At 66.4% G+C, this 24,488-nt stretch carries 24 protein-coding genes and 1 pseudogene; 14 read left to right on the forward strand and 11 right to left on the reverse strand.

What is annotated here, in order from left to right:
* The first annotated feature begins 1 nt into the window (after position 1).
* The 7 genes from M1E01_RS00465 to M1E01_RS00495 all read left to right on the forward strand — a co-directional run bounded on the left by M1E01_RS00465 (position 2) and on the right by M1E01_RS00495 (position 6,561).
* The gene (locus tag M1E01_RS00465) at positions 2 to 700 is read left to right on the forward strand and encodes a 3-oxoacid CoA-transferase subunit A (RefSeq protein WP_457973173.1); all 699 of its coding nucleotides are present in this window, start codon (positions 2 to 4) and stop codon (positions 698 to 700) included.
* A 1-nt stretch (position 701) separates the two neighbouring features.
* On the forward strand, positions 702 to 1,385 hold the full coding sequence (locus M1E01_RS00470; RefSeq protein WP_457973174.1) for a 3-oxoacid CoA-transferase subunit B: 684 nt from the start codon (positions 702 to 704) through the stop codon (positions 1,383 to 1,385).
* A gap of 136 nt (positions 1,386 to 1,521) precedes the next feature.
* The gene (locus tag M1E01_RS00475) at positions 1,522 to 2,361 is read left to right on the forward strand and encodes an IclR family transcriptional regulator domain-containing protein (protein ID WP_457973175.1); all 840 of its coding nucleotides are present in this window, start codon (positions 1,522 to 1,524) and stop codon (positions 2,359 to 2,361) included.
* A gap of 214 nt (positions 2,362 to 2,575) precedes the next feature.
* Positions 2,576 to 3,817, forward strand: a complete 1,242-nt coding sequence (locus tag M1E01_RS00480; RefSeq protein WP_457973176.1) for a Re/Si-specific NAD(P)(+) transhydrogenase subunit alpha — start codon at positions 2,576 to 2,578, stop codon at positions 3,815 to 3,817.
* Positions 3,817 to 4,191 carry an NAD(P) transhydrogenase subunit alpha gene (locus M1E01_RS00485; RefSeq protein ID WP_457973177.1) on the forward strand — a complete coding sequence of 125 codons (375 nt, stop codon included), beginning with the start codon at positions 3,817 to 3,819 and terminating at the stop codon, positions 4,189 to 4,191. Before M1E01_RS00480 ends, M1E01_RS00485 begins: the two co-directional genes overlap by 1 nt.
* On the forward strand, positions 4,188 to 5,561 hold the full coding sequence (locus tag M1E01_RS00490) for an NAD(P)(+) transhydrogenase (Re/Si-specific) subunit beta (protein WP_457973178.1): 1,374 nt from the start codon (positions 4,188 to 4,190) through the stop codon (positions 5,559 to 5,561). Before M1E01_RS00485 ends, M1E01_RS00490 begins: the two co-directional genes overlap by 4 nt.
* 82 nt (positions 5,562 to 5,643) lie before the next feature.
* On the forward strand, positions 5,644 to 6,561 hold the full coding sequence (locus M1E01_RS00495; protein ID WP_457973179.1) for a diacylglycerol/lipid kinase family protein: 918 nt from the start codon (positions 5,644 to 5,646) through the stop codon (positions 6,559 to 6,561).
* Between the two features lie 61 nt (positions 6,562 to 6,622).
* Here M1E01_RS00495 and M1E01_RS00500 read toward each other — a convergent pair whose 3' ends face one another.
* The 6 genes and pseudogenes from M1E01_RS00500 to M1E01_RS00525 form a co-directional block, all read right to left on the reverse strand.
* On the reverse strand, positions 6,623 to 7,351 hold the full coding sequence (locus M1E01_RS00500; protein WP_457973180.1) for a maleate cis-trans isomerase family protein: 729 nt from the start codon (positions 7,349 to 7,351) through the stop codon (positions 6,623 to 6,625).
* An 8-nt stretch (positions 7,352 to 7,359) separates the two neighbouring features.
* Entirely contained in the window at positions 7,360 to 8,802 is a 1,443-nt protein-coding gene (locus tag M1E01_RS00505) for an amidohydrolase family protein (RefSeq protein ID WP_457973181.1), read from the reverse strand.
* A gap of 58 nt (positions 8,803 to 8,860) precedes the next feature.
* Positions 8,861 to 9,700, reverse strand: coding sequence for an aspartate/glutamate racemase family protein (locus tag M1E01_RS00510; protein ID WP_457973182.1), 840 nt, complete (start codon positions 9,698 to 9,700; stop codon positions 8,861 to 8,863).
* The gene (locus M1E01_RS00515; RefSeq protein ID WP_457973183.1) at positions 9,697 to 10,380 is read right to left on the reverse strand and encodes a GntR family transcriptional regulator; all 684 of its coding nucleotides are present in this window, start codon (positions 10,378 to 10,380) and stop codon (positions 9,697 to 9,699) included. Before M1E01_RS00515 ends, M1E01_RS00510 begins: the two co-directional genes overlap by 4 nt.
* A 67-nt stretch (positions 10,381 to 10,447) precedes the next feature.
* A complete protein-coding gene (locus M1E01_RS00520) occupies positions 10,448 to 11,806 on the reverse strand; it encodes an MFS transporter (RefSeq protein ID WP_457973184.1) in 1,359 nt (452 codons plus the stop codon).
* A gap of 534 nt (positions 11,807 to 12,340) precedes the next feature.
* Positions 12,341 to 13,162 (reverse strand): annotated as a pseudogene (locus M1E01_RS00525) (amino acid-binding protein); the annotation flags it as partial.
* Positions 13,163 to 13,377: 215 nt separating this feature from the next.
* Here M1E01_RS00525 and M1E01_RS00530 point away from each other — a divergent pair.
* Complete coding sequence (locus M1E01_RS00530; protein WP_457973185.1) at positions 13,378 to 14,343, forward strand: hypothetical protein; 966 nt, start codon at positions 13,378 to 13,380, stop codon at positions 14,341 to 14,343.
* 106 nt (positions 14,344 to 14,449) lie between these two features.
* Here the strand turns inward: M1E01_RS00530 and M1E01_RS00535 are convergent, their stop codons facing one another.
* Positions 14,450 to 15,814, reverse strand: a complete 1,365-nt coding sequence (locus M1E01_RS00535) for an MFS transporter (RefSeq protein WP_457973186.1) — start codon at positions 15,812 to 15,814, stop codon at positions 14,450 to 14,452.
* A 133-nt stretch (positions 15,815 to 15,947) separates the two neighbouring features.
* On the opposite strand from M1E01_RS00535, the gene M1E01_RS00540 reads away from it, so the two are divergent.
* The 4 genes from M1E01_RS00540 (at position 15,948) to M1E01_RS00555 (ending at position 18,898) form a co-directional block, all read left to right on the forward strand.
* Positions 15,948 to 16,730 (forward strand): IclR family transcriptional regulator, encoded by a 783-nt coding sequence (locus M1E01_RS00540; RefSeq protein ID WP_457975024.1) that lies wholly within the window; start codon positions 15,948 to 15,950, stop codon positions 16,728 to 16,730.
* Between the two features lie 132 nt (positions 16,731 to 16,862).
* Positions 16,863 to 18,011, forward strand: a complete 1,149-nt coding sequence (locus tag M1E01_RS00545) for a 4-hydroxybenzoate 3-monooxygenase (RefSeq protein ID WP_457975025.1) — start codon at positions 16,863 to 16,865, stop codon at positions 18,009 to 18,011.
* 163 nt (positions 18,012 to 18,174) lie between these two features.
* A complete protein-coding gene (locus tag M1E01_RS00550; protein WP_457973187.1) occupies positions 18,175 to 18,426 on the forward strand; it encodes an FAD-dependent oxidoreductase in 252 nt (83 codons plus the stop codon).
* On the forward strand, positions 18,380 to 18,898 hold the full coding sequence (locus M1E01_RS00555; protein ID WP_457973188.1) for an FAD-dependent monooxygenase: 519 nt from the start codon (positions 18,380 to 18,382) through the stop codon (positions 18,896 to 18,898). The genes M1E01_RS00550 and M1E01_RS00555 overlap by 47 nt, the downstream gene beginning before the upstream one ends.
* Positions 18,899 to 19,085: 187 nt before the next feature.
* Here the strand turns inward: M1E01_RS00555 and M1E01_RS00560 are convergent, their stop codons facing one another.
* The 4 genes from M1E01_RS00560 to purB all read right to left on the reverse strand — a co-directional run bounded on the left by M1E01_RS00560 (position 19,086) and on the right by purB (position 22,415).
* Positions 19,086 to 19,520: an acyl-CoA thioesterase gene (locus M1E01_RS00560; RefSeq protein ID WP_457973189.1), complete on the reverse strand. Its 435-nt coding sequence runs from the start codon at positions 19,518 to 19,520 to the stop codon at positions 19,086 to 19,088.
* A gap of 46 nt (positions 19,521 to 19,566) precedes the next feature.
* Positions 19,567 to 20,070: a GNAT family N-acetyltransferase gene (locus M1E01_RS00565; RefSeq protein ID WP_457973190.1), complete on the reverse strand. Its 504-nt coding sequence runs from the start codon at positions 20,068 to 20,070 to the stop codon at positions 19,567 to 19,569.
* 121 nt (positions 20,071 to 20,191) lie between these two features.
* The gene (locus tag M1E01_RS00570) at positions 20,192 to 20,866 is read right to left on the reverse strand and encodes a histidine phosphatase family protein (protein ID WP_457973191.1); all 675 of its coding nucleotides are present in this window, start codon (positions 20,864 to 20,866) and stop codon (positions 20,192 to 20,194) included.
* Between the two features lie 106 nt (positions 20,867 to 20,972).
* A complete protein-coding gene (gene purB, locus M1E01_RS00575; RefSeq protein WP_457973192.1) occupies positions 20,973 to 22,415 on the reverse strand; it encodes an adenylosuccinate lyase in 1,443 nt (480 codons plus the stop codon).
* A 178-nt stretch (positions 22,416 to 22,593) separates the two neighbouring features.
* On the opposite strand from purB, the gene M1E01_RS00580 reads away from it, so the two are divergent.
* On the forward strand, positions 22,594 to 22,899 hold the full coding sequence (locus tag M1E01_RS00580; protein ID WP_457973193.1) for a hypothetical protein: 306 nt from the start codon (positions 22,594 to 22,596) through the stop codon (positions 22,897 to 22,899).
* 53 nt (positions 22,900 to 22,952) lie between these two features.
* Entirely contained in the window at positions 22,953 to 24,470 is a 1,518-nt protein-coding gene (locus tag M1E01_RS00585; RefSeq protein WP_457973194.1) for a hypothetical protein, read from the forward strand.
* Positions 24,471 to 24,488: the final 18 nt, after the last annotated feature.

Below are 24,488 nucleotides of genomic sequence, written 5' to 3' on the forward strand. Positions count from 1 at the left end.
CATGCTGAATTTCATTGACACGGTTGGCGAGGCCGTCGCGGCCGTCAAGGATGGCTCCACGGTGATGATCGGCGGGTTCGGGAACGCCGGCCAACCGTTCGAACTGATCGACGCGCTGCTGGACGGCGGCGCCACGGACCTGACCGTGGTGAACAACAACGCAGGCCAGGGTGACCAGGGTCTGGCGCTGCTGATCAAGGAAGGCCGGGTCCGCAAGATGATCTGCTCCTTCCCGCGGCAGTCCGACTCCTGGCACTTCGACGCCAAGTACAAGGCCGGGGAGATCGAGCTGGAGCTCGTTCCGCAGGGCAACCTGGCCGAGCGCATCCGGGCCGCCGGCGCGGGTATCGGGGGCTTCTTCACCCCGACCGGCTACGGCACCATGCTCGCCGAGGGCAAGGAAACCCGCATCATCGACGGCCGCGGGCAGGTCTTCGAAACACCCATCCACGCCGATGTAGCCCTGATCAAGGCGCTGAAGGCGGACGGTGTGGGAAACCTGGTGTACCGCAAGACCGCCCGGAACTTCGGCCCGATCATGGCCGCCGCCGCCAGGCACACCATCGTCCAGGTCTCCGAAATCGTGCCCACCGGCGCGCTGGACCCGGAAAACGTCGTGACCCCCGGCATTTACGTCAACAGCATCGTCCGTATCGATTCCAGCGGCGCTGCCGCCGGCGCAGCAGAAAAGGTGGCCTGAGATGAGCCTTGTTGAAACAAGCATCCAGACGTCCGAGACCCCGCTGGGCCGGGACGACCTCGCCCGCCTCGTGGCCCGCGACATTGCACCGGGTTCCTTCGTGAACCTCGGGATCGGCCAGCCCACCCTGGTGTCGAACTATCTGGTGCCGGAGCAGAACATCACGCTCCACACCGAAAACGGCATGCTGGGCATGGGACCGGTGGCCACAGGGGACCAGATCGACGAGGACCTCATCAACGCCGGCAAGATCCCCGTGACCGAGCTGCCCGGGGCGTCCTATTTCCACCACGCGGACTCGTTCGCGATTATGCGCGGCGGGCACCTGGATATCTGCGTCCTGGGCGCGTTCCAGGTTTCCGCCACCGGCGACCTTGCCAACTGGCACACCGGAGCTCCGGACGCCATCCCTGCCGTCGGCGGCGCGATGGACCTGGCCACCGGCGCGAAGGACGTGTTCGTGATGATGACACTCCTGACCAGGGAAGGTGCCTCGAAGATCGTTGAGGCCTGCACCTACCCGCTGACCGGGGTGGGCTGCGTGACCCGCGTGTACACCGACAAGGCAGTGTTCCTCACCGGCCCCGGCGGCGTCCGCGTCCGGGAAACCTTCGGCTGCACCCTCGAGGAACTCCAGGAACTGGTCCCTGTCCCCCTCGCAGCAGCCCCCGCCGTCGAACACTGACCACATCCTCCTACCCCCGCACAGCCCGAACGGACACTTGAGGCCCCGTGAACCCGCAAATTCAGGGCCTTAAGTGTCCGTTCGCGCTTCGGGGTGGGGCTTAAGTGTCCGTTCGCGCCCCATAGGATTGGTAATCATGACCGACGCAGCAGCAGGGACCGCACCGAGGGCAGGCCGCACGCCGAAAACTGACGCAGCCCCTGCAGCCAGCGACCAGTATGTGCAGTCGCTGGCGCGCGGGCTGGCGGTCATCCGGGCCTTCGACACTGATCACGCCGACATGACCCTTACCGAAGTGGCTGCCCGGACCGGCCTTACCCGGGCCACGGCGCGGCGCTTCCTGCACACGCTTGTGGAGCTGGGCTACGTCCGGACTGACGGCAAAACCTTCGCGCTCACTGCCCAGGTGCTGCAGCTCGGATACGCCTATCTTTCGGGCCTGTCACTTCCGCAGCTCGCCCAGCCGCACCTCGAGGAGCTGTCCCTCAAGCTGGGGGAGTCCACCTCCGCGGCCGTGCTGGACGGCACCGACATCGCCTACATCGCCCGCGTCACCACGCGCCGAATCATGACCATCGGCATCACTGTCGGCACGCGGTTCCCCGCCTACGCGACGTCTATGGGCAGGGTGCTCCTCGCTGCCCTTCCGCCGGAGAAACTGAAGGAGTACCTGGCTGCCGCCGAGATCAAACCTCTCACTCCGCGGGCGATTGGCAGTGTTAAGGAGCTCCTCGCAGTTCTGGATACCGTCCGTACCCAAGGCTGGTGCCTGCTGGACCAGGAGCTGGAGCTCGGCCTGATGTCCGTGGCCGCTCCGGTCTACCACGGGAAGAAGGTGGTGGCAGCCGTCAACGTCTCCCTGCAGGCCCAGTCCGTGGCTGCCAAACCCGATCGCGAGGCTTACTTGGACTCGGTGCGCAAGGAGATCGTGGCGACGGCTGAAAAGATCTCCGCAGACTTCTCCGCCGGACGGTAACCGCAATTTGCAGCAGTTGGCGTAAGTACGGGCACTCGCGGCGGTTTGAGGGGGTCTGACATTTTTAGTCGATCGCCCGCGCTACTGCCGCACAGCCCCGCTGGGTCATAGACTCTAGCCAACTACGTGCAGCAGCGCCGCTCCGCTAGTTCCCCCGAGCAGGGGAAGAACCCGCGACGACGGCGCCGCTGCACCCGTTCGAGGGGAGTGGCGGGTGAGGCTGGGCATAGCGCGGGAACGCCGGGAGGGCGAGCGGCGGGTCGCCGCGACGCCAGAGACCGTGAAGCAGCTGCGGGGACTGGGCCTGGAAGTGCTCGTGGAATCCAGGGCCGGGGTGTTCGCAGGCCACGGTGACGAGGATTACCAGCAGGCCGGCGCCCTGGTGGTGCAGGATCTCGACGTCGGGACCCTCGACGTCTACGGTCACGTCCGCCCGTTGGAGCACCAGACGGCAACAGCGTTGCGCCGGGGCGCCATCACCGTGGGCCTGGCCTCGCCGTCGTCTGAACTCGCCGTCGTCATGGAGCTCGCGCAGCGCGGCATCACGTCCTTCGCCCTGGAACTTGTGCCGCGTATCTCCCGTGCCCAATCGATGGACGCCCTCTCCTCGCAGGCCCTCGTTGCCGGTTACCGCTGCGTGCTCGAAGCTGCGATCCGCCTCCCGCGGTTCTTTCCGCTTTACATGACCGCCGCGGGAACCGTTCCGCCCGCCCGGGTGCTGGTGCTCGGCGTCGGTGTGGCGGGACTCCAGGCCATTGGCACGGCAAAGAGACTCGGCGCCCGGGTTTCGGCAAACGACATCCGGCCTTCCTCGGCGGAGGAAGTCACCTCGATGGGTGGCACCTTCATCAAGCTGGACCTAGAAACTGCGGAGGCATCCGGAGGCTACGCCCGCGAGCTCAGCGCCGACCGCGGTGCCCTGCAGCGCCGGCTCCTGGCACCGCACGTCGCCGAAGCGGACGTGTTAATCACGACGGCGGCCGTCCCTGGACGGCGCGCGCCGCTCCTGGTGACCCGGGACATGGTGGAGGCGATGCGCCCCGGATCGGTCGTCGTCGACCTCGCCGCAGAGTCCGGCGGCAACGTGGAGGGGTCGGTTCCCGGCCGCGACATCCACGTGACCACGGCCGACGGCAAGGGGACCGTGACCCTGGTGGGGCTGAAGGATGCGCCGTCCGCGATGCCCACGGACGCTTCCCGCCTGTACGCGAAGAACGTGTCGAACCTGCTGACGCTCATGACAAGGGACGGGATAGTGGTGCCGGACTTTGAAGACGACGTCATCGCTGGTGCGTGCCTGACGCATGACGGCGTGGTGCGGCATGCGCCGACGGCGGAGGCATTGGCGGCACTCACTGCTGAGAACGCGCCGGACAACGGTGCCGGGAACGCCGAGGCCGGCGTACAGCACGCGTCCCAAACGCAGCGGGCGTCCGAGAACGAGGGGGTGGCCTGATGGATGGCATCAGCTTGTTGACCATTACGGTACTCGCGGTCTTCGTGGGTTTCGAGGTGGTTTCCAAAGTCTCGAGCACGCTGCACACGCCGCTGATGTCGGGGGCCAATGCGATCCACGGCATCATCCTGGTCGGCGCCATCATCGTGGCCGGCCAGGCCGCGCACCCGTGGGAGCTCGCCGTGGCCCTGCTGGCCGTGGTGCTTGCGACGGCGAACCTCGTGGGCGGCTTCGTGGTGACGGACCGGATGCTGGAAATGTTTCGCGGAAACAAGGCCAAGAAACAGCGGGCGGAACTGCCCGCCGGGGAAACTTCAAGTGGAACCCGGACACGGGAAATCCACGCGCGCGGAAGCAAGGGGAGCGTCCAGTGAGCCTGCTCGACCCCACGATCGTCGCGCTTCTCTACCTGGCCGCCGCCGTCTTTTTTATTCTGGCGCTGAAAGGCCTCAACTCGCCCCGTACTGCCCGTCGGGGTAACCTTATCGGCGCCTTCGGTGCGCTGGTCGCCGTCGTGACGGTCTTTTTCTCGACAAGGTTGGACAACATCCCGTGGATCCTGGGCGCCATCGCGGTGGGAGCAGGGGTGGCTGCGCCAGTCGCCCGGCGGGTGAAGATGACCCAGATGCCGCAGCTCGTGGCCCTATTTAACGGTGTGGGCGGCGGGGCGGCGGCTCTCGTGGCGCTGCTCGAGCTGCCCCACGCGGAGGACACGTGGGTGCGCGTCGCCGTCGTCTTCACCCTGCTCGTCGGCGCCCTGTCCTTCGCAGGATCCGCCGTGACTTTCGCGAAACTGCAAGAGTTGATGACCACGCGTCCCGTGGTGTTTCCGGGGCTGCCGGCCCTGATGGGCGCCGTGCTGCTCGCGGCGGTGGGTGCGGCTGCCGCCGTCGTGCTGGGCGGGTGGCTCGCTCTCGCGCTGGTGCTTTTGCTGCTGGGGCTGGTCGCCGGAGTGCTGCTGGTCCTGCCGGTGGGCGGCGCGGACGTTCCGATCGTCATCTCCCTGCTGAACGCCTTTACCGGGCTGGCCGTGGCCGCATCGGGGCTGGTGCTGGGCAACGTGCTCCTGGTGGTGGCCGGTACCCTTGTCGGCGCGTCCGGCACCATCCTCACCCGCGCCATGGCGGCCGCGATGGGACGCAGTGTTGCTGGCATCCTGTTCGGCGCGTTTAGGGGAGGTTCGACGGCGGGATCCACCGCGGTGAGCGACCGCCCAGTGCGCTCCTCCAGCCCGGAGGATGTCGCAGTGCTGCTGGGCTACGCGCAGCGGGTGATCATCGTTCCGGGGTATGGCCTCGCGGTGGCGCAGGGCCAGCACACGGCGGCGGAACTGGCGCAGGCGCTCGAAGCCCGCGGTGTCAGGGTGGACTTCGCTATCCACCCAGTGGCCGGCCGCATGCCGGGGCACATGAACGTGCTGCTCGCCGAGGCCAATGTGCCTTACGAGTCACTGAAGGAAATGAGCGAGATCAACTCCGAATTCCGCACCGCGGACGTGGCCCTGGTGGTGGGCGCGAACGACGTTGTCAATCCGGCCGCCAAGACCACTGCCGGCTCGCCGATCTACGGAATGCCGATCCTCGAGGTGGCGGATGCCCGGCAGGTCGTCTTTCTTAAGCGCTCCATGCGCCCGGGCTTCGCCGGGATCGAAAATGACCTCATGTTCGAACCGCAGACCACCCTGCTGTTCGGTGATGCGAAGGAGTCCCTGACCAAGGTGCTGGGGTCTGTGAAGGCGCTGTAGGCCGATAGCTGCGGAAATACGTGATACCCGGCTACGATTTGAGTCCGTGGTGATAACCGCATAACTGCAGCCGAAGGACGACATGTCAGCCGAGAACGCATCCTCCCCGCGGCGGGCAGCCGTGGTCATCAACCCGTCCAAGTCCGTGGGTCCTGAACTCCGTGCTTCACTCATCAGGCTGTGCGACACGCAGGGCTGGGCCGAACCGCTGTGGCTTGAAACCACTATCGAGGACCCCGGCGTGGGACAGGCGCGCCAGGCGCTCGAGGCTGGGGTCGACGTCGTCATCGCGGCAGGCGGTGACGGCACTGTGCGCTGCGTTGCCGAGGTGCTCGCAGGAACGGACACACCCCTGGGCCTTGTGCCCCTTGGGACCGGCAACCTGCTCGCGCGCAACATGGGCATAGACATCAACGATCCCGTCTCCGCAGCCTACGACGTCCTGAACGGCACGGAACGCACGGTGGACGTGATCAGGTGCCGACTGAACCGCTCCGAGGAGGAGAACGTGTTCCTGGTGATGGCAGGGGTGGGCTATGACGCGGCGATCATGGCCGACACCGTCGACGTGCTCAAGGACCGCATGGGCTGGCTCGCCTACGTTGAAGCGGGAATCCGCAAGCTGCCCGGCAAACCGGTCCGGGCCACGGTCAAAGTCGATGATAGGCATCCGGTGAGGCGCCGCATCCGCAGCGTCATGATCGGCAACTGCGGCCGGATCATGGGCGGCATCGAGATTTTTCCGGAGGCGAAGATCGACGACGGCGTGATGGACCTTCTTGTCCTCGCACCCCGCGGCCGCTTCGGCTGGCTTGGCGTGATTGCCGGCATCTTTGGCCGTAAGAAGAACAAGCGCGAATCCGCCGAGTATTTCAAAGGCAAAACCGCCGAAGTGACCTTGGAGGTTGACGAGGAATTCCAGCTAGACGGTGATCACGTCGGGACGGGGAAACACCTCTCCATCCGCCTGGACCCCGGGGCGCTCAAGGTCCGCGCGTAGCCTTCCGGGCGGGGCGCTCCCGGCCTGGAGCGGCCCCCGGCGCTTCACGCGCCGCAGGGCCTCAGCCCGCCAGCAACCTCCCCCACTTCGGCGCGAGCAAGGGGGCACCGGCGAGTTTGAGGGAGTGCCACAGTGTCACGGCCACCGAATCCAATACGGGGACGCCAGCTCCGGCTTCGATTTCAGCGGCGATGTTGGCCCCGTACAGGTTGGTGCAGAGGTAGACCAGGGCGTCCGGGGCGGCTGCCGCCAGTTCCAGGGAGCCGGGGCGCATTTCGTCGTCGGTCACCCGGCCGAAGGATTCATTGTCGCTCAAGCCCAGGAAGCGGTGGTCCAGTGTCTTGATGCCATCCCGCTCGTAGGCTGCGATCACGGCGCGGTTGACGTCCTCCGTGTACGGGGTGAACAGTCCGATCCGCTCGATGCCGAACGCCCGGAACGCCTCCAGGTAGGCCAGGGTGGACGTGGTGGCGGGAATGCCGGTGGCGTCTACAATTTCGCGTACGAGTTCGCGGTCGTGCCCGGCCCCGAGCCATGATCCCGAGGTGCCGTTCCAGGCGATGACGTCCACGTCCGCCGTCGCGAGCAGCCGGGCCGCCTCGCGCATTACGGCGGGGTCGAACTGTTTGTCCGAGGAATCATCGAGGGCGATCCGGACCACCGGGATCCGGGTGAAGTGGATGGTGACGTCGTCCCGGTCACCCAGGATGCGGTAGCTCTGCGGTTCCAGGCAGGTGTTGGAGGACGGCACGATCATGCCGATGCGGGTCTTGCGTGCTGCGGAAGCCATGGATGCTCCTAAAACGTAGCGGGGGTGGGGGCGGGTGGGGCGACGGCGGGAGCGGCAGCTGCTGCGGCGTGTTCGCGGAAGCCGTTGCGTGCAATGTAACGCCCAGCAGGCCCGGGATCGTGGAAGCCTCCTGCGTCCAGCACGACGCGCCCGGCAGAAACCACGACGGCGGGCCAGCCCGTGAGCTTTCTGCCGTCGAACGGTGAGAAGTCCGTCCCCATGTGCAGGCCGGCGCCGTCCACCGTGCGCTCTTCCAGGGGATCGAAAATCACGAGGTCCGCGTCGAAGCCTTCTGCGATGGTCCCCTTGCCCGGGACGGCGTTGATCCTGGCGGGACCGGCGGCGAAGACCTCCACGAAGTCCTCAACGCGGCTGCCGGATGCAGCCATGGCTGTGAAGGTCACCGGCATCCGCGTTTCCACGCCCGGCAGGCCGTGCGGCATGGCCCGGATGTCGTCGGTCCGCTCGCGCTTCTGCGAGAGGTCGTAGCAGGAGTGGTCCGAGGAGACCGTGTGTATGGCGCCGTCGCTCAGGCGTTCCTTCAGCGCGGCGACCGTTTCAGCGCTCCGCATCGGCGGGCAGCAGGCGTACCACTCGGGGAAGCCCGAGCCGTAGACCGAATCATCAAGGGTGAGGTAGTGCGGGCAGGTCTCGGAGTACGCCTCGTGGCCGCGGGCTCGGGCGTCAGTCACGAGGTCCACGGCGCCGGGCGTTGACTGGTGCACGAAGTAGACCGGCGCACCCGTGTACTGGGCCATGGCCAGGGTTTCCTTGACTGAAACCTCCTCAGCGAGTTCCGGGCGCGTCCGGTGCAGGTGTTCAATGCCGATCCTGCCGTCGTCGGAGTGCTGTTCCGTGCAGTCCACGATGATGGGGTCGTGCTCGGCGTGGATATAGGTCAGGCCGTCGAGACGCACCATCTCGCGCATCACCTTCAGCATGGTGTCGCCGTCGGCCATGGTGGTCCCACGGTTGGTGGTGTACATCTTGACCGACCGCACCCCCTCGGCGGCGAGCTGTTCCAGCTGCCACGGCACCGTCTCGTCCCAGCGGATCACCGAGCCGTGCAGTGCGACATCGCAGCGTGACTCCCGGGCCAGCTCCTTTTTGTTCAGGACGGCAGCGAGCGGCGTTTCCGAAGAGTCGCGGGGGATGCCGAAGTCGATGATGGTGGTGGTGCCGCCCCAGAGCGCCGCTGTGGAGGTGGTGCGGTAGTCATCGAGGGTCCGGAAGCGTCCGGTCACCTGGGCCACATGGCAGTGGCCGTCCACGCCACCCGGGATCACGAGGTGACCTGCCGCGTCCACTGTCCGCCCGGCGTCGGGAACCTGCCCGGAGGCATCAACCAGCCGGCTGATCCTGCCGTCCCGAATGACGATGTGGGCTTGCCGTCGGCCGAAGCTGTTCACCACGGTGCCGTTGGCGATGACGAGTTCTGGGATGTGGGACATCGTTGTCCTCCTTGTTGGGGGAAGATTTGTCGGGGGAAGATCTTGCCGGAAAGCTGAGCTAGCCGGCGGGAGCCGCGGGAGCGGCGGCAAGCGCCGCCGTTTGCGCGGCGGTGAGGGCGGCGTCGAGGTTTTCGGAGAGCCCCTTGCGGGCTTTGACGGGCGGCGCGCTGAAGGCGCCGGCACGTTGTGCTCCTGGCTGCATCCCCACCACGGCCTCGGCCATACGGATGCCCGCCGAGATGCCGTCCACCACCGGGACCGGGATCTGGCCGCGAAGTTCCCGGGCAAGCCCGGCGAGGGGCGCGCCTGCCAGGATGACGACGTCGGCCCCGTCCTCTGTTACGGCCTGCCGGCTGAGGGTCAACAGTGTTTCTCTGAAGTCCTGCTGGATGGAACTGATCGCGCTGAGCGCTTCGTTGATGGAACGAATGGACGCCAGCCGGCCGGTGAGGCCGAAGCGCTCCACGCAGTCCAGGTACCAGGGCCGGATGCGGTCCGAGATGGCGACGATGGAAAAACGGTGCCCCTGCAGGGCCGCCGCGCAGAGGGCCGCTTCGGTGATGCCGATGACCGGCAGGTCGGCGAGTTCCTTCAGGGCCGGCATGCCGGGGTCCCCGAAGGCAGCGACCACGATGCCGTCGATAGTGGTGTCCTCTGCGGCAGGACCGTCGGGAGCAGGACCGTCGGCAGCGCCCGCTCCCGCGGAGTATTCGGCGATGATTTCGGCGACGGCGCCGGCGGCAATCAGCGACTCGAAGCGGGTCTCGATGTACTCCACGCCGGAGCCGGCGGTGCGCATCATCAGTTCTGTGTTTTCGGCGGCGGAGCGGCGCGCCTCGGACTCGATGAGGGCGGTGACGTCGCCGCTGATGTTGGGGTTGATGACGAGCAGTTTCATTTTTTCTTCCGATGCAGCGTTGGTTCGGTTTTCTGGAAGTCTTCGGGGAACTGTTCGCGGTACTTGCCGATGTGCGAGGCCGACTGGGCGGCGGCACGGTCGGGGTCGCCGCTGGCGATCGCGTCGTAGAGGTCGCGGTGTTCCTGGATCAGTTCCGGCAGGTCGCTGACGTGGCGGAACAGCCAGTGCATGCGTCCCTGCAGGGGTTCAAGGGCGGATTTGAGGAAGTTGTTGTCGGCGATGCCGGTGATGGCATCGTGGAATTCGCTGTTGGCGCGGTGTGCTTCCATCACGGCGCCCTTGGCGAGGCAATGCTCCGCCTCATCGAGCAGGCCTTTGAGGTGGGCGAGGTCCTCCGGGGTCGCCCGGACGGCGGCCAGCCTGCAGGCCAGCACCTCGAGCGACTGCCGGACGTCGAACAGGTCCTCAACGTCCTTGGGGCTGAGCGTGCTGACTTCGGCCCCGCGCGCGCCGCGGTCGCTGATCAGGCCTTCCTGCCGCAGCATGCGCAGCGCCTCACGGACCGGGAGCCGCGAAACGTTGAACTCCGCTGCCAGATCGCGTTCCACCAGCCGGGTGCCGGGAGCGTAATGCCCTTCAAAAATCCGGCTTCGGAGCGTGTCCCGGACCGCCTCGCGGAGGGGGCGTTCCTTGTCCTGGGTCTCTTCTGCGGCAAGCATGGTGCTCCATTTCGGATTCTTGTATGGCATAGCGCTCCCGGCCGGGAGCAGGTGCTGCGTGGCTAGCTTAGACAGGCAGCCGCTTGTTGTAGTTCAAGGTCAGTACGGAGGCGCCCATGATGATCGCGGAGCCCACGAAGTAGAGCAGGGCCCAGGTGTAGGAGCCCGTGGCGCCGACGATCAGGCCGACGGCGATCGGCGTGACAAATCCGGAGATGTTGCCGCTGAAGTTCATGGCCCCGCCGAGGACACCCGCGTTGGTGCGGCCGCCAAGGATGGAGGGGATGCTCCAGAAGAGCCCTACCCACCGGAGGAAGAACATCACCACGGAGAGAAGTACGACGGCGGTGATCGGGTCGGCAATGACGGTCACCCCTATGAGGCCGCCAACCACCACGACGCTGGAAATGCCCAGCAGCGTGCGCATGACGCGGTTCGCTGACGCTCCGGCAGCCCGCCACTTGTCGGCGATGGTTCCGCCCAGGATTTCCCCGACGAAGCCTGCGCCAAAGATCACGAAGGTGGACCAGCCGATGGTCTTCAGGTCAAAGCCTTTGTCCTGGGCGAGGTACAACGGGCCCCAGGTCAGCAGTCCGTAAAAGACTCCGTTGAAACCCAGCCAGCCGAAGCACATGGCCCAGAAGGAACGGAACTTCAGGTAGGGAAGCAGCGCGCGCTTGCCCTTGCTGCCGTCCAGTTCGGCCTCGGCATCCTCGGCTGCATGGGAGGCTTCGACGTATTCGGCTTCCGCAGCATTGACGCCGGGGTGCTGGCGGGGGTTGTCGCGGACGTACCACCAGACGGCCAGGCCCATGAGCACGGTGGCGGCACCGGCGATGATGAAGGCCAAGCGCCAGCTGCCCGTGGAGGCGATAAGGCCGGCGATGATGATGCCGCCAAGACCGGCGCCAAGGGGAGCCCCGGCGTCCAGAATGGTGGCGCCGCGGCCGCGTTCGGACTTGTGCATCCAGATGGCATTCAGCTTGCCGCCGGCGGGCATGACGCCTGCTTCCGTCACCCCGATGCCCAGGCGGGCGATGAACATGCTGAGGAATCCGCCGGCCAGGCCCGAGGCTGCAGTGGCGGCGCCCCAGCCGACGCAGGAAGCTGTCATGACCTTGCGCGGACCGAACCTGTCGATCAGCCAGCCCACGGGAATCTGCATGAGGGCGTAGGTCCAAAAGAAGGCGGAGAGCAGGAGGCCCACGAGCTCGGGGGCCAGGTTGAACTCCTTTTGGATGATGGGCAGTGCGACAGATATGGAGCCGCGGTCGATGTAGTTGACGGCGACCAGGACGAGCAGCAGCAGAAAGAGCTTCCACCGGACGTTGGTGCGCCGTTGCACGCCGTCCTTGCCGGTTTTGCCGCCTGGGACTTCAGCGTCTTCAGCCTCTGCGGTCACTGCATTGGTATTGGGGATGGACACAGCTTCTCCTTCACGGGGAAGTTTACGGACAGGGATGTGGGCTTGATGATTCAGGGCGCCGCAGGTTTGCGGCGAAAATTCTGTGAGGAGCCGGTAGCGGCAGTTCCGGAAGCGCCTTGGCTTTGGGATCCCAATTTGGGATCCCAAAAACAAAGCTAGAAGTGACGTGGGGCACTGTCAAGGTCTTCCTCGAACTCGGGCGCCGATATCGCCTGCTGACCGATTGTGACTGCAGCCGGGCGGGTTCAGGAGGTGCGGAAGCTGGGCCGGGGAGCGCAGGAGCTTGGCCGGTACGCGCAGGGTGGGGACACAAAAAAGGCCGGTGGGCGGCTATCTGCGCCCACCGGCTTCGTCAGTCATCTACCGGCGTGCGGGCCTTGCCCGATGCTGCGAGGCAGCCCGCGACGCATCAGCCTCCGGCCCATTAGCCTCCGGCCCATTAGCCTCCGGCCCATTAGCCTCCGGCCCATTAGCCTGCGCGTCCGCCCGCGGCGTGAGCCCGTCCTGGAGCCCGCGGCCGGCAGCCATGCTGATGGCGGTGATCTCCGCGAGTTCCGCGAGCCTGTGCGCTCTCGCGGACTCTGCCGGCGTGAACGGCTCCCCGGGGCGGTAGAAGGTGATGGGTCCGTGCCATGCGCTGGGAATCTTAAGGAGCGTCCCGGCGTCGTTCGTCTCACCGGGAATCCGGGCCGTTTCGGAGGCCGGGTCGAGGATCCGGGCGGACAGCAGCTCAGCAACAGCCAGCGGCAGTTCCTCCGGAGCCGCGGCGATGCGGGCGGCGAGGCTAAGCGCCCTGGTCTGGCCGTCGGCCATCGCAAGGGCAGTGGTGGGCCATACCTGCGGCTGCCTGCCGCCTCCGTCCCTCAGCGCCTCCAGGAGCTGGCGCTCGCTGAGTTCGCCCGGTGCGGCCAGCACGAACTCATCCAGGACGCCGCCGCGGATCGGATGGACGTGGATGCTGAGGATGTTGGTGTCCAGCAAGGACAGCGATCGGGTGATTCTCTTCAGGGAGCCGGGCTGATCCCGCAGAATGGTCCGTGCCCTCCAGAGGGCGGGCGCGTTGCCGAGCCGGCGCCGGTGCCGGAGTGCCGGCGCATGGATCCAGCGCCGCAGGATGCGCGCCGCTGACGGTTCTGCCACCCAGATCACCAGTACGGTGGCGGTCAGTGTCAGGACCAGGACCTTGGCCACGTAGGGTAAATCCGTCTGCACCACGAGTGCGTGCACGAGCAGTTCGATGGGAAGCATGACGGCCACGTTGGCTGCGGTGAGGCGGCTCTTGGGAGGTTCGGGCATCTGGCCGCAGACTTCGCAGCTCAAGTCAGCCACGGCAGGGAGGGGCGCTTTAGGCTTCATGGTCACATCCTGCCCGGGTGCTGTTACGGATGGGTTGCGTCTGCGTTCCGGCTGCGTTCCGATCACGGGAAGTCCTTGCGGTCGCGCGATGGCGCCCCGTTTACCAGGCGTGTCTGGCGGGCCGCATAGGCCGAACCTACACTGAAAAGACCATCGTGCGGAGCTCCCGTACACGGCACGCTCGCACGGAAAATCAGCTAACTCCGGAGAGCACCATGCGCCTCAGTACAAAAAATCCAGGTTCCGCACGCCGTCGTGCCGCCGCCGGACTGGTCGCCGTCGCGGCGCTCCTTGTCCCGGCACTGCCGGCACTGCCGGCGTCAGCCGGTGAGGACCACGCAAGGGACAGGCACGCGGTCATTGTCCTTCCGGGCGCCAAGGGCGCGGAAGGCATCGCCGCCGGTGAAGGCAGCACCTTCTTCGCGGGCGACCTGGCAACAGGGGACATCTTCCGCGGTGACATCCGCAAGGGATCAGCCAAGAAGTTCATCGACGCGCCTGCCGGCAGGATGGCCGTGGGCATGAAGGCCGACAACCGCAATGATCTCCTCTTCGTGGCCGGGGGTCCTGCAGGCAAGGCTTATGTCTACGACACCGACGACCGCAAGACCATCAAAACCATCCAACTGACCACCAAGGCATCGTTCATCAACGACGTCGCCCTCACCGACCGCGGCGCCTGGTTCACCAATTCGCGGCAGGCTGAGCTCTACTTCGTACCCGTGGACGAGGACGGTGACCTAGGCAAGGTCCGCACCCTGCAGCTGAAGGGCCCCGCAGCTGACGCAGGGGATCAGTTCAACCTGAACGGGATCGCCAGCGCCCGGAACCACCGCACCCTCGTGGTGGCGCATTCCGGCAACCAGGCCCTCTACACCGTCAACCCCAGGACCGGCGACAGTGCCCGAATCGCGGGGGTGACCCTTCCGAACGTCGACGGCATCGTGGTAAAGGGCGATACCGTTTGGGCGGTCCAGAACTTCCTCAACCAGATCAGCCGCCTCCACGTTGATTTCCGGGATTCTTCGGGAACGGTACGGGAAGTCCTCAGGAGCAGGAACTTCAACATTCCGACGACGGCGGCCCTGTTCGGGGAGAAGCTCGCCGCGGTGAACGCCAAGTTCGGGGTCACCAACCCAAAGACGTTCGACGTGGTGGTGCTTAAGGCGCGCACCCGCTGACCGGCCTTCTCCCGCATGACCGGCCCCTACCCGCTTGACCGGCCCTGGGTGGGGCCGGTCATGCGGGGCAGGGCCGGTTGTAAGAGGGGGCAGCAGGAGTCCGCCCTCAGGAGTGCCCGACGGCGGGTGCCTGGTTGGGTGCCGGGGCGATGGTGTGGGGGACGGTCGCCAGGGCAATGACGGCAAGCAGGGCAGCGGCGCCGAAGACGTAGAAGCCCCAAGGGTAGGCGATGCCGGCGGCCACGAGGGATCCGGTGACGGCCGGGCCCATGATGGCCCCCAGGCGGCCGACGCCGGCTGCGAAGCCGAGCGCGGTTGCGCGTAGCCGGGCCGGAAAGAGTTGGCTGACCCAGGCGTAGACCAGGACCTGGGAGCTGAAGACGAAGACGCCGGTGACGAAGACGGCGGCGTTGAGCAGGAATTCGTTCTGGATCTTGACGCTGAGCACGGCGAGGAACACGGCGGAGAGGCCGAACCACAGCAGCACGATCTTCTTCGTCCCGTGCTTGTCAGCCAGGATGCCGGCGATGATCAGGCCTACGACGGCGCCCACGTTGAGTACGAGCAGGAGGACCAGGCCGGTGCTCACGGTGTAGCCGGCTGAGGACATGAGCTGCGGCAGCCAGGTGTTGAGGCCGTATACGAGCAGGAGGCCCATGAAGGATGCCACGGCAATGCCCAGCGCCACCAGCGGGTAGGGCTTTTTCGTGAGGTCACGGAAGCTGGCGCGTTCTCCGGAGGCGTCAGCCGGCACGAGTGACGCGGGCGAGGCTTCCGGCTCGGCTGCCGGGACGGCAATCGGGCGGTGTGTCCGCGCAGCGTGGACCGAAGCTGGTGCAGGTGCCGGTGGAGCCGTTGTGTCCCTGGTGTCCTTGCCGTGTTCCGCGTGGACAGGGGGCAGGGTTTCCGGGAGCCGGAACCACAGGAACGGCACGAGCACGAAGCCGGCCACGCCGCCGACCACGAACATGATGCGCCAGTCCGGGACCACAAGGATCGCGAGGAACGCGGTGGCGACGGCGCCCACGTGGTACCCGGTCATTGTCCGTGTGGTGGATTTTCCTGCGGTGCCGGCGGGTGCGTAGTCATTCATGTAGGCCAGTGCGGCGGGCAGGCAGGCCCCCAGGCCCACGCCGGCGAGAAGCCGGAAGATGCCAAACACGGCCACATTGGGGGCAAACACCACAGCGAGGGTGAAGAGGGAGAACCATGCCACGCAGGCCACGAGCAGGCGGCGGCGTCCGAAGCGGTCGGAGAGCGGTGCGATGAACAGCGCGCCGATGCCTACGCCGACCAGCGAAATGGTGGCGGCATAGGTGGCTCCGACAGCGTCGAACCCGAGATCCTGGGTCTTGATTAGAGTTGGAATTACGGTGCCAAGCACCACCAGGTCGAATCCGTCCAGCACCATGGCGAGCCAGCAAAGCCAAACGGGCCATTGTGAACGACGGGTGGCCGGGAGCGTAGTCATGGGAACCTCATTGTTCGGTCGGGACTGTGGGAAGAAAGCGGTCAGCCGGGCGTGCCAACCGGCCGACATGAGATTTGTATCACCAGCGGATGTAATCTGGGACCACGAAAACCATTCAATGGAAGCAGTGACTGTGGCCAATTCCGTCTCCGGCGACTCTGTGGTGGACCGCGTGGTGCGCGTCATCGCCGCTTTTCCTGAAGGGGTTTCTGTTCTGCAGCTCTCCGAACTTGCCGTCCGCGCGCAGCTTCCGCTGACCACCGCGCATCGGCTGGTCCGGCAGCTGGCGGGGCACGGGCTCCTGGAAACGACTCCCGGTGGTTCCGTTCGGCTGGGCCTGCGGCTGTGGGAAATCGTGAACCGCAATTCACCGACGCTCGCTCTGCGGCAGGCCGCGATGCCGTTCATGGAGGACATCCAGCACGTCCTTAATCAGAACGTGAACCTCGCGGTGCTCGACGGTTGGGAGGCCCTCTTCGTGGAGCGGCTCTCCCGCCGCGGTTCCGTCGCCAACCGCGCGCAGATCGCCGGGCGCCTCGCGGTGCACGTCTCCTCTGCCGGCCTGGCACTGATGTCCCACCAGCCGCCGTCCGTGCAGGCCGGGTACCTTGGGCAGTTCAAGGATCCGGCCGGAAAGGTGACTGTGGAGAACCTCCGCGCGCTGCTCGCCGAAGCGCACCACGTGGGCTACGCCCAGCTCGCAGGCGTGATCGACCCCGACACCTGGGGTATTGCTGTTCCCGTGCTGGACGGCAAGAAGCGCTCGGTGGCCGCCCTCGGCGTCGTCGTTCCGCTGAAGGAGGAGGTGCGCCTGCAGGCCCTGGTGCCGGCGCTGCAGACGGCAGCCAGGGGCATCGCACGGCGCCTGGGCGACGTCGAATCTGGAACCGAGTTCCGTTCAATGGAATCGGCGTAACGCCGTTCACACTCTCGGGCGCAGACTGTAGGGCAGAAGCAACGCCGGCCCCAGTATTCACGCCGAGGGCCCCGCAACGAAGCGAGGAACATCGTGGCAGCACGCAAGATCATTAAAACCCAGGTCGCCATCATGGGCGCCGGCCCGGCCGGCCTCATGCTCTCCCATCTGCTGGCAAAGGCGGGCATCGAATCCACCGTCATCGAGATCCGCAGCCGCCAGGAGATCTCCGAGACCGTGCGCGCGGGCATCCTCGAGCATGGAACCGTGAACATGCTGGTGAACAGAGGCGTCTCAGACCGGGTGCTGCGCGAAGGCGACCGGCACGACGGCATCGAACTGCGCTTCAACGGCGAAAGCCACCGCATCGACTTCAAGGAACTGGTGGGGGAGTCGGTCTGGCTCTACCCGCAGACCGACGTCTTCATGGACCTCGCCGCACGGCGTGAGGCCGACGGCGGCGACGTCCGGTACAGCGTCACGGACACCAGCGTGCACGACCTGGAAGGCTCCCCCAAGGTCTGGTTCACCGATGCCGATGGCATCGACTGCGAACTGCAGGCCGATTTCATTGCCGGCGCGGATGGCTCCCGCAGCCACTGCCGCCTCCAGATCCCCGAGGCCCACCGCAAGTGGTACTTCCACGAATACCCGTTTGCCTGGTTCGGCATCCTGGCAGAAGCGCCCCGCAGCGCCGACGAACTCATCTACGCCAACTCCGAGAACGGCTTCGCGCTGATCAGCCAGCGCACCGAGACCGTGCAGCGGATGTACTTCCAGTGTGACCCGAACGAGGACGTGAACGACTGGAGCGAGGAACGCATCTGGGAGGCGTTCCGGAGCCGGGTCAACGGCAACGGCTTCGAGCTGAAAGAGGGACCGGTCATCGACAAGATGGTCCTGAAGTTCCGCAGCTTCGTGCACACTCCCATGCGGCACGGGAAGCTGTTCCTGGCAGGGGACGCCGCGCACACCGTCCCGCCGACCGGCGCCAAGGGCCTGAACCTGGCCATCCACGACGTCAAGGTGCTCTTCGAAGGCCTGGACAGCTACTACAGCACCGGCGCCACGGCTCTCCTGGATTCCTACAGCGACCGCGCCCTGGAGCGCGTGTGGAAAGCACAACAGTTTTCCTACTGGATGACCTCCATGCTGCACACCCCCGCCGACGCCGACGACTTCTCCCGGGCACGCCAGCTCGGCGAGCTCAACTCCGTGGTCTCATCACGTCACGGCCAGGCCTACCTCGCCGAAGCCTACACCGGCTGGCCGTCTGCCTAGGTCCGTTCACGGTACCCGGGTTCCGCTAGGCACAGGCGGCCCGGCTCTGCTCAGGCGGCCCTGCCCCGGGCCGCTTATGCGGGGAAAGCCGCTCATGCTGGGGGGCTGCTTAAAGGTCCGGCTGCCAATCGGGCAGTGCCGCAGTCGGGCTTAACATCGGTCCATGGAGGCCATAAGCATCATTGGTGGCGGCGTGGCCGGTCTCGCATTCGCGGCGGGCCTTGATCCGGAGCGCTTCGATGTCACCCTGTACGAGCAGCGTCCCGGGCTGCCGCTGGTGGAGGCGTCGCTTGCCATGTGGCCGGACGCACACGCTGCCTTGGCAGTGCTCGGGATCCTGCCGGATATCCGGCGGGCCGGTGCCGGCTTTGGCGGCATGGTCCTGCGGGAACCTGCCCGAGAGTGCGGGCAATGACGAAGGCGGCGAGTACTGGGGCCGCGGGGCGCTCTTCGGAATCGCCCCGGCGTCGGGCGGCCGTACCTACTGGTACGCGTCATTCCGCTCAGAGGAGGGCCCCGTCCGCCTGGACGTAGCCGAGGCTATGCGGCAGACACGTAAGCGCTTCGCCGGCGGCGCTCCTGCCATCCTGCGTGTGCTGGAAGCCGCCACACCCGAGACGTCCCTGGCCCAACGCATTTGGACGGTGCCCATGCTCACAAGCTACGTCCGGCCGGGAGCCGTGCTCGTGGGAGACGCCGCGCACGGCATGACGCCGAACCTAGGCCGGGGTGCCTGGGAGGCACTCGTGGACGCTGTCACGCTCGCCGAGCTGCTGAACACGCAGTCCCGCTCCGGCGGCGCTCAGGGCCTACGACAGCCAGCGCGTCGCCCGGACACAGCTTCTCCGCCTGGCCTCCTCGGGCATGACACGCCTTGCGCTCGCTGACCGCGGCCAGCCCCTGCGCGACCGCCTGCTCCGGGTGGCGACCCGCAAAACCCCGGCAGCCGCCGTCGGACGTTCCTGACGCGGTCAGGCCCCGCACGAGCCGCCCCGCCCCGCATGGGCGGCCTTGGTCCTGGCCGGTTAAGCGGGTCAGCGCCGGTTACGGCGGAAGGGCGCGACGGCCGATGGTTCAGTTCTGCGGAACCGTTTCCGTCAGATGGTGGGTGGGGATGCGGTCGCGGTCGTAGGTGATTTCGGTGTAGCCGTGCGGCTCCGGCTTGCCGCCGGGGCTCAGGTTCACGAACACAATCTCCTCGATGGTGAGGATGCTCTGGCGCGTGATCATGTTCCGCACTTCGGCCCTCATGGTCAGCGACGTGCGTCCGAAACGGGTGGCCGTCAAACCCATTTCGATCAGATCGCCCTGGACCGCCGAGCTAACAAAGTTGATTTCGGAGATGTACTTGGTGACAGCCCGGCCGTTGCCCAGCTGGAGGATGGCGTAGATGGCGGCTTCCTCGTCAATCCACTTCAGCAGGCTCCCTCCGAAGAGTGTGCCGTTCGCGTTGAGGTCTTCAGGGCGCACCCATTTGCGGGTGCGGAAGGTAATGTCTGCGGTTGCCATACAGCGAGGTTAGTCGACGGCGGTCCACCGGTTCCGAGTGTGACAACTAGGCCATGGCGGTGTGGGCCGCACTGCGGGCGTTGATGGGCTTGGCATAGCAGTACGAGTGCTCGACGCCGACGTAGGGACCGAAGTTGGGCACCGGTTCGAAGCCAGCGTTCTGGTAGAAGTTCCGGCCGTCGGGCTGGGCCGAGCCTGCTTCTGCCGTCATCCGGGTGATGCCCAGCGCATGCGCCTCTGCCTCAAGGGCCGCAAGAACGGAGCTGGCAATCCCGGAGCCCCGGGTGTAAGGGAGGACGTAGAGCCTCTTGATCTCGGCGGTGGTGGAGTCGAGCAGGCGGAGCCCTCCGCAGCCAACGGGCTGGCCCGACCCCTTGTCGTAGGCGACCAGGAAGACGGCGGTATCCACTTCCGAGGGTTTGGGCCCGGGCTCGTGGTCGGCGCAGCCGAAGCGGGCGTCGAGTTCCGCCTGCTGTGCAGCGCGCAGGTCGGCCCCCACGGGATTGGACCAGCTGACTTTCCGGATGTTGAGCCTGGGATTGGTCTGCATGTCTGCCTCGATTCGCCGAAGGGTTATGCAGATCAAGGCTAGAGGGCCGCCGTTACCGCGGTGTTTCCTGCCGGTAAGCGCCATGGGAACAGTTGGCGGGGCTTGTCAGGGGGCCCGGCGCTCACCCGGTGGTCTTCCCCATCGGGTCTTCGGCCGCGGGATCAGCCAAAGCCAGGCCGCCCACCGGGCTGGCGTCCCAGTGGATCAGGTTCCAGCCGGCGTCGGGATCGCCATCCAGCGCCACGATGCCGGTGTTCGCGAGCACGTGCCGGGCTGCGAATTCCATGTCGATGTTGCCCGCCCTGCGCCCTGCCCAGGTACGAATGGCGGCGCCGTGGCTCACGACGGCAACAGCGGCTGAGTCCGGAGCTCCCGCAGCCTCGGCTGCCACTTTGGCAATGGCGGCATCGTAGCGTTCGAAGAACTCATACCCGTTCGGCCCGGCAGGCATCCGGCGGTCAAAGTCACCGTCAGCCCATGCGAAGACGGTGCTCATGTACCGGCGGTGGGACTCGTGGTCGGTGAGCTTTTCCAAGGCGCCGGCCTCGATTTCATGAATGCCGTCCAGGACCTGGACGTCCAGCCCGAGCTCCCGGCTCAGGGGGCGGGCAGTGATCTGGGTGCGGACAAGTGTCGACGCGTACAACGCGCCGATGGGCTCGTTTACCAGTGCCCGGGGAAGGGCTTCAGCCTGGCGCTCCCCCAACCTGGTCAGGCCGGGGCCGGGGTGGGCTGTGTCCAGCTGTCCCAGCACGTTGCCGGGAGTTTCACCGTGGCGGATGAGCAGCAGCCGCATGGTTGCGTTTCCTTGTCGTCGTCGGGAACTGAGGCGCTCCGCGTTTTGCCGAAAGCGGCTCAAAGGAAGCGGTGCCGGGCAACAAAGTCCGGCACCGCCGTCGTACTTACTTCAGATGGTCCACCAGCTGGTCGGCAATGCCCGTGTACTTGCCCGGCGTGAGGGCAAGCAGCCGCGCCTCGGCTTCCGGGGACAGGCCCAGGCTCTGGACGAACTCCTGCATGCGGGCGGCGTCCACGCGCTGCCCGCGAGTGAGGTCCTTGAGGCGCTCGTACGGGTTTTCCATGCCCGCGACGCCGGCGATGGCCTCTGCGCGCATGACCATCTGGATGGCCTCCCCCAGGACCTCCCAGTTGGTGTCAAGGTCTTCGGCGAGCACGCTTTCCGCGACGTCGAGGCGCTCCAGGCCCTTGGCTACGTTGGAGATGGCCAGCAGGGAGTGGCCGAAAGCCACGCCGATATTGCGTTGGCTGGAGGAGTCCGTGAGGTCCCGCTGCCAGCGGGAGGTTACGAGCGTGGAACCCAGCACGTCCAGCAGTGCGCAGGAGATCTCGAGGTTGGCCTCGGCGTTTTCGAAGCGGATCGGGTTGACCTTGTGCGGCATTGTTGAGGAGCCGGTGGCGCCTGCAACGGGAACCTGCGCGAAGTAGCCGATCGAGATGTAGCTCCAGATGTCCGTGCAGACGTTGTGCAGGATCCGGTTGAAGCGGGCGACGTCGGCGTACAGCTCGGCCTGCCAGTCGTGGCTTTCAATCTGCGTGGTGAGCGGGTTCCACGTCAGGCCCAGGTTCTCCACGAAGGACCTGGCAACCTGCTGCCAGTCCGCGCCCGGGACGGAAGCCACGTGCGCAGCGTAAGTGCCCGTGGCGCCGTTGATCTTGCCGAGATACTCCGTCTTAGCGATCCGGTCCAGCTGGCGGCCCAGGCGGTGCGCGATGACGGCGAGTTCCTTGCCCAGTGTTGTTGGCGTTGCCGGCTGGCCATGGGTGCGGGACAGCATCGGTACCGAGCGGTTGTCCTCGGCCATCTTGCTGATCTGGGCCACAAGGGCACGCGCGGCGGGCAGCCACACGTCCTCCACAGCGCCCTTCACGCCGAGGGCGTAGGAGAGGTTGTTGATGTCCTCCGACGTGCAGCCGAAGTGCACCATCGCGGTGAGGTTCTCGATGCCGACCGCGGGCAGGCGGCGGCCGATGTAGTACTCGACGGCCTTGACGTCGTGCACCGTGACGGCCTCGATTTCGGCCAGTTCGGCCACGGAGCGGGCGTCGAATTCGGTGACGATGGCGCGCAGCTGCTGCTGCTGCTCCTCTGTCAGCGGACCGGCCCCCGGCAGGACGTTGTTGCTGGTCAGGTGGATAAGCCACTCCACTTCGACAGCGACGCGGTCCCGGTTGAGAGCCGCCTCGGACAGGTAGTCGACGAGGGGAGCGACGGCGGACTGGTAGCGGCCGTCCAGCGGGCCGAGCGCAATGTGTTCCTCGGAGGCGGCGAGGGCCAGGCGTCCGGAAGGCGTACGGGTGTCAGCTGTGGCGGCAGTTTCAGGCATGCCACTGATTCTTTCATGAACTCCGACACCCGCCGAAGCCCGCCGGTGCTTGTGACCTCTCCTCACCAGGCGGTGTGCTGCAGGCTTCTCCACATGGGCGACGGCGGGTGTTACCCCGCGCTGCTTCCTTCCCTAGCCTCAGAGTCAGCAAGCACCGGCTGGAGGAACGGGGGGATTCATGAGCACCAACATCACCGACGCGGATGCGGCCGCGTGCTCATCGCGGAGCTTTGAGGTACAGCTCCTGGCAGCGCAGGCCGAGACGTGCGTGGGGGAGGTCGACGCAGTCCTGGCCAGACTTTCGCAGCTGCAACTGGCGGATTGGCAGTCCCCCGCAGGCGTGGCATACAGGATGAACATCGGGCTGCAAGCCGCCGCCTTGCGGAGGGCCAAGGAGCGAATGGAGATCGCGGCGCAAAGCATCCGCCAGCACGCCCGGAACGTGACGTTGTCCTCCCTCCCGACGAGGGCGGCGGACTACTGATGCCCGAAGTGACGCCGTTGGGGAGCGGCGGTCCCCTTCGGCCGCAGGAGCCTGTGCAGGACGGACATCTGCTGGTTCGGGGCGGCGTAGCCGGCATCTCGTTCCAATTAGAGGAACTCGGCGCGGGAGCACGAGGGCTGGGTGGCCTGGCGCGGGACCTGGCAGCAGTGGAGGCGGCTGCCTACAGGATCTGGTCGGAGCTCGGGCAGTACCAAAACGATCCGCCGTCCAGCGGCGTCGAATCCGTCACGGCAATCTGGGAGGGGCGGCGCGCTGTCGCGGCTGTGCGGGCAGAACTGCAGGACATTGGAAGCCAGGTGCAGGCTTGTCTGCAGGAGTATGAGGAGGCTGAATACGAGGCCGCGTCCCAGTTGCGGCTCAGCACCGACTCATTGAAGCTCGTGCCCCCACAGCTGCAGGATGCGTTCCCCGGCGGAGCGGCCGACCCGCTCAGTCTGGATGTCGGCCGGTTGCTCAACAGGGACAGCTCCGAGGCGCTGACGGGCAGCTACCCGCTGATGCTGGTGGCCCTGACCGGAACGAATCCGATGTTGATGGGTGAGGCCCTCGCCATGGCTGCTGAGACCGGAATGAAAGGGACGGGTATCCCCATCGTGACCCGTGCGCTGGTCGAGGGAGTGAGGCCTGATCTCATGCCCCGCCCGGTTGCCGCCTTCCCCGGCACGAGCGCAGACGTCGATCTGGACGCCTCCCCCGCCGGGCTGCTCGCCCGTGCCCGCACGCTGGATGCAGGCAATCCTGGAACCATCGAAGTCATCAGGACGGCCGGTGGTGGGAGCGAAGCATTTATCGTGGTTGTCCCCGGAACGCAGCCCGGAAACACCGGCGGGCCCAACCCGTTTGACGAGGCCGGCATTGCAGAGGCGCTTGGATTCGGGTCCGAGCATACGAGTGCGGCTATCAGGTCCGCTTTGCGGCAGGCGGGGGCGGAGGCAGGCGCGCAGGTGGTGGCCGTTGGTTATAGCCAGGGCGGGATTCATGCGATGAACCTGAGCCAGGACAAGGCGTTCCTCACAGAGTACGACCTTAGATACGTGTTGACGGCGGGGTCCCCCGTGGGCGGCATTACCCCAGCACCGGGAATTACCAGCCTGCATCTGGAACACCGGCAGGACTGGGTGCCGGGCGCCGACGGAGCGCCGAATCCTGATACTCGGGACCGTGTCACCGTGACGCTCCAGGACCGTCTGCTGACGCCGCCCGGCGAGGATCCGGGGCTCGGGCCGGGCCATCGGCTCATCAATTATGAAGACGGAGCCCGCGCGGTCGCAGCCAGCAGCGATCCGTCCCTCATGGCATCCACAGCGGCTCTCGCTGCCGTCGTGGGGGCAGGGGGAGGGGCAACGGCAACACGCTTTCAGCTGGTCCGCACTCCGAAGACCCAGCATCCGTTCGCGGGGCAAATCCCTGCGATTGAACCGGGCATCCGCACCCTTGAAGGCAAATCATCGGAAGAAGGCAAGTCAACGGAAGGAAAGGTGGCGGCTGGGAAGACATCCGCGGAGAAGACACCGGGGGAAAAGGGATCAGCTGCCAGGCAGGGCCGGTAGGACCGGCCAGCTCTGGAG

The organism is Arthrobacter sp. D1-17 (genome assembly GCF_054130535.1).

Bases quoted from the DNA above. Each gene is read 5' to 3' on its own strand.
- M1E01_RS00580 (WP_457973193.1), top strand. From the start codon at position 22,594: ATGAGCACCAACATCACCGACGCGGATGCGGCCGCGTGCTCATCGCGG.
- M1E01_RS00545 (WP_457975025.1), top strand. From the start codon at position 16,863: ATGGGCGCCGGCCCGGCCGGCCTCATGCTCTCCCATCTGCTGGCAAAG.
- M1E01_RS00530 (WP_457973185.1), top strand. From the start codon at position 13,378: ATGCGCCTCAGTACAAAAAATCCAGGTTCCGCACGCCGTCGTGCCGCC.
- M1E01_RS00550 (WP_457973187.1), top strand. From the start codon at position 18,175: ATGGAGGCCATAAGCATCATTGGTGGCGGCGTGGCCGGTCTCGCATTC.
- M1E01_RS00570 (WP_457973191.1), bottom strand. From the start codon at position 20,866: ATGCGGCTGCTGCTCATCCGCCACGGTGAAACTCCCGGCAACGTGCTG.
- M1E01_RS00535 (WP_457973186.1), bottom strand. From the start codon at position 15,814: ATGACTACGCTCCCGGCCACCCGTCGTTCACAATGGCCCGTTTGGCTT.
- M1E01_RS00470 (WP_457973174.1), top strand. From the start codon at position 702: ATGAGCCTTGTTGAAACAAGCATCCAGACGTCCGAGACCCCGCTGGGC.
- M1E01_RS00560 (WP_457973189.1), bottom strand. From the start codon at position 19,520: ATGGCAACCGCAGACATTACCTTCCGCACCCGCAAATGGGTGCGCCCT.
- purB (WP_457973192.1), bottom strand. From the start codon at position 22,415: ATGCCTGAAACTGCCGCCACAGCTGACACCCGTACGCCTTCCGGACGC.
- M1E01_RS00515 (WP_457973183.1), bottom strand. From the start codon at position 10,380: ATGCTTGCCGCAGAAGAGACCCAGGACAAGGAACGCCCCCTCCGCGAG.
- M1E01_RS00485 (WP_457973177.1), top strand. From the start codon at position 3,817: ATGGATGGCATCAGCTTGTTGACCATTACGGTACTCGCGGTCTTCGTG.
- M1E01_RS00565 (WP_457973190.1), bottom strand. From the start codon at position 20,070: ATGCAGACCAATCCCAGGCTCAACATCCGGAAAGTCAGCTGGTCCAAT.
- M1E01_RS00510 (WP_457973182.1), bottom strand. From the start codon at position 9,700: ATGAAACTGCTCGTCATCAACCCCAACATCAGCGGCGACGTCACCGCC.
- M1E01_RS00475 (WP_457973175.1), top strand. From the start codon at position 1,522: ATGACCGACGCAGCAGCAGGGACCGCACCGAGGGCAGGCCGCACGCCG.
- M1E01_RS00505 (WP_457973181.1), bottom strand. From the start codon at position 8,802: ATGTCCCACATCCCAGAACTCGTCATCGCCAACGGCACCGTGGTGAAC.
- M1E01_RS00500 (WP_457973180.1), bottom strand. From the start codon at position 7,351: ATGGCTTCCGCAGCACGCAAGACCCGCATCGGCATGATCGTGCCGTCC.
- M1E01_RS00495 (WP_457973179.1), top strand. From the start codon at position 5,644: ATGTCAGCCGAGAACGCATCCTCCCCGCGGCGGGCAGCCGTGGTCATC.
- M1E01_RS00465 (WP_457973173.1), top strand. From the start codon at position 2: ATGCTGAATTTCATTGACACGGTTGGCGAGGCCGTCGCGGCCGTCAAG.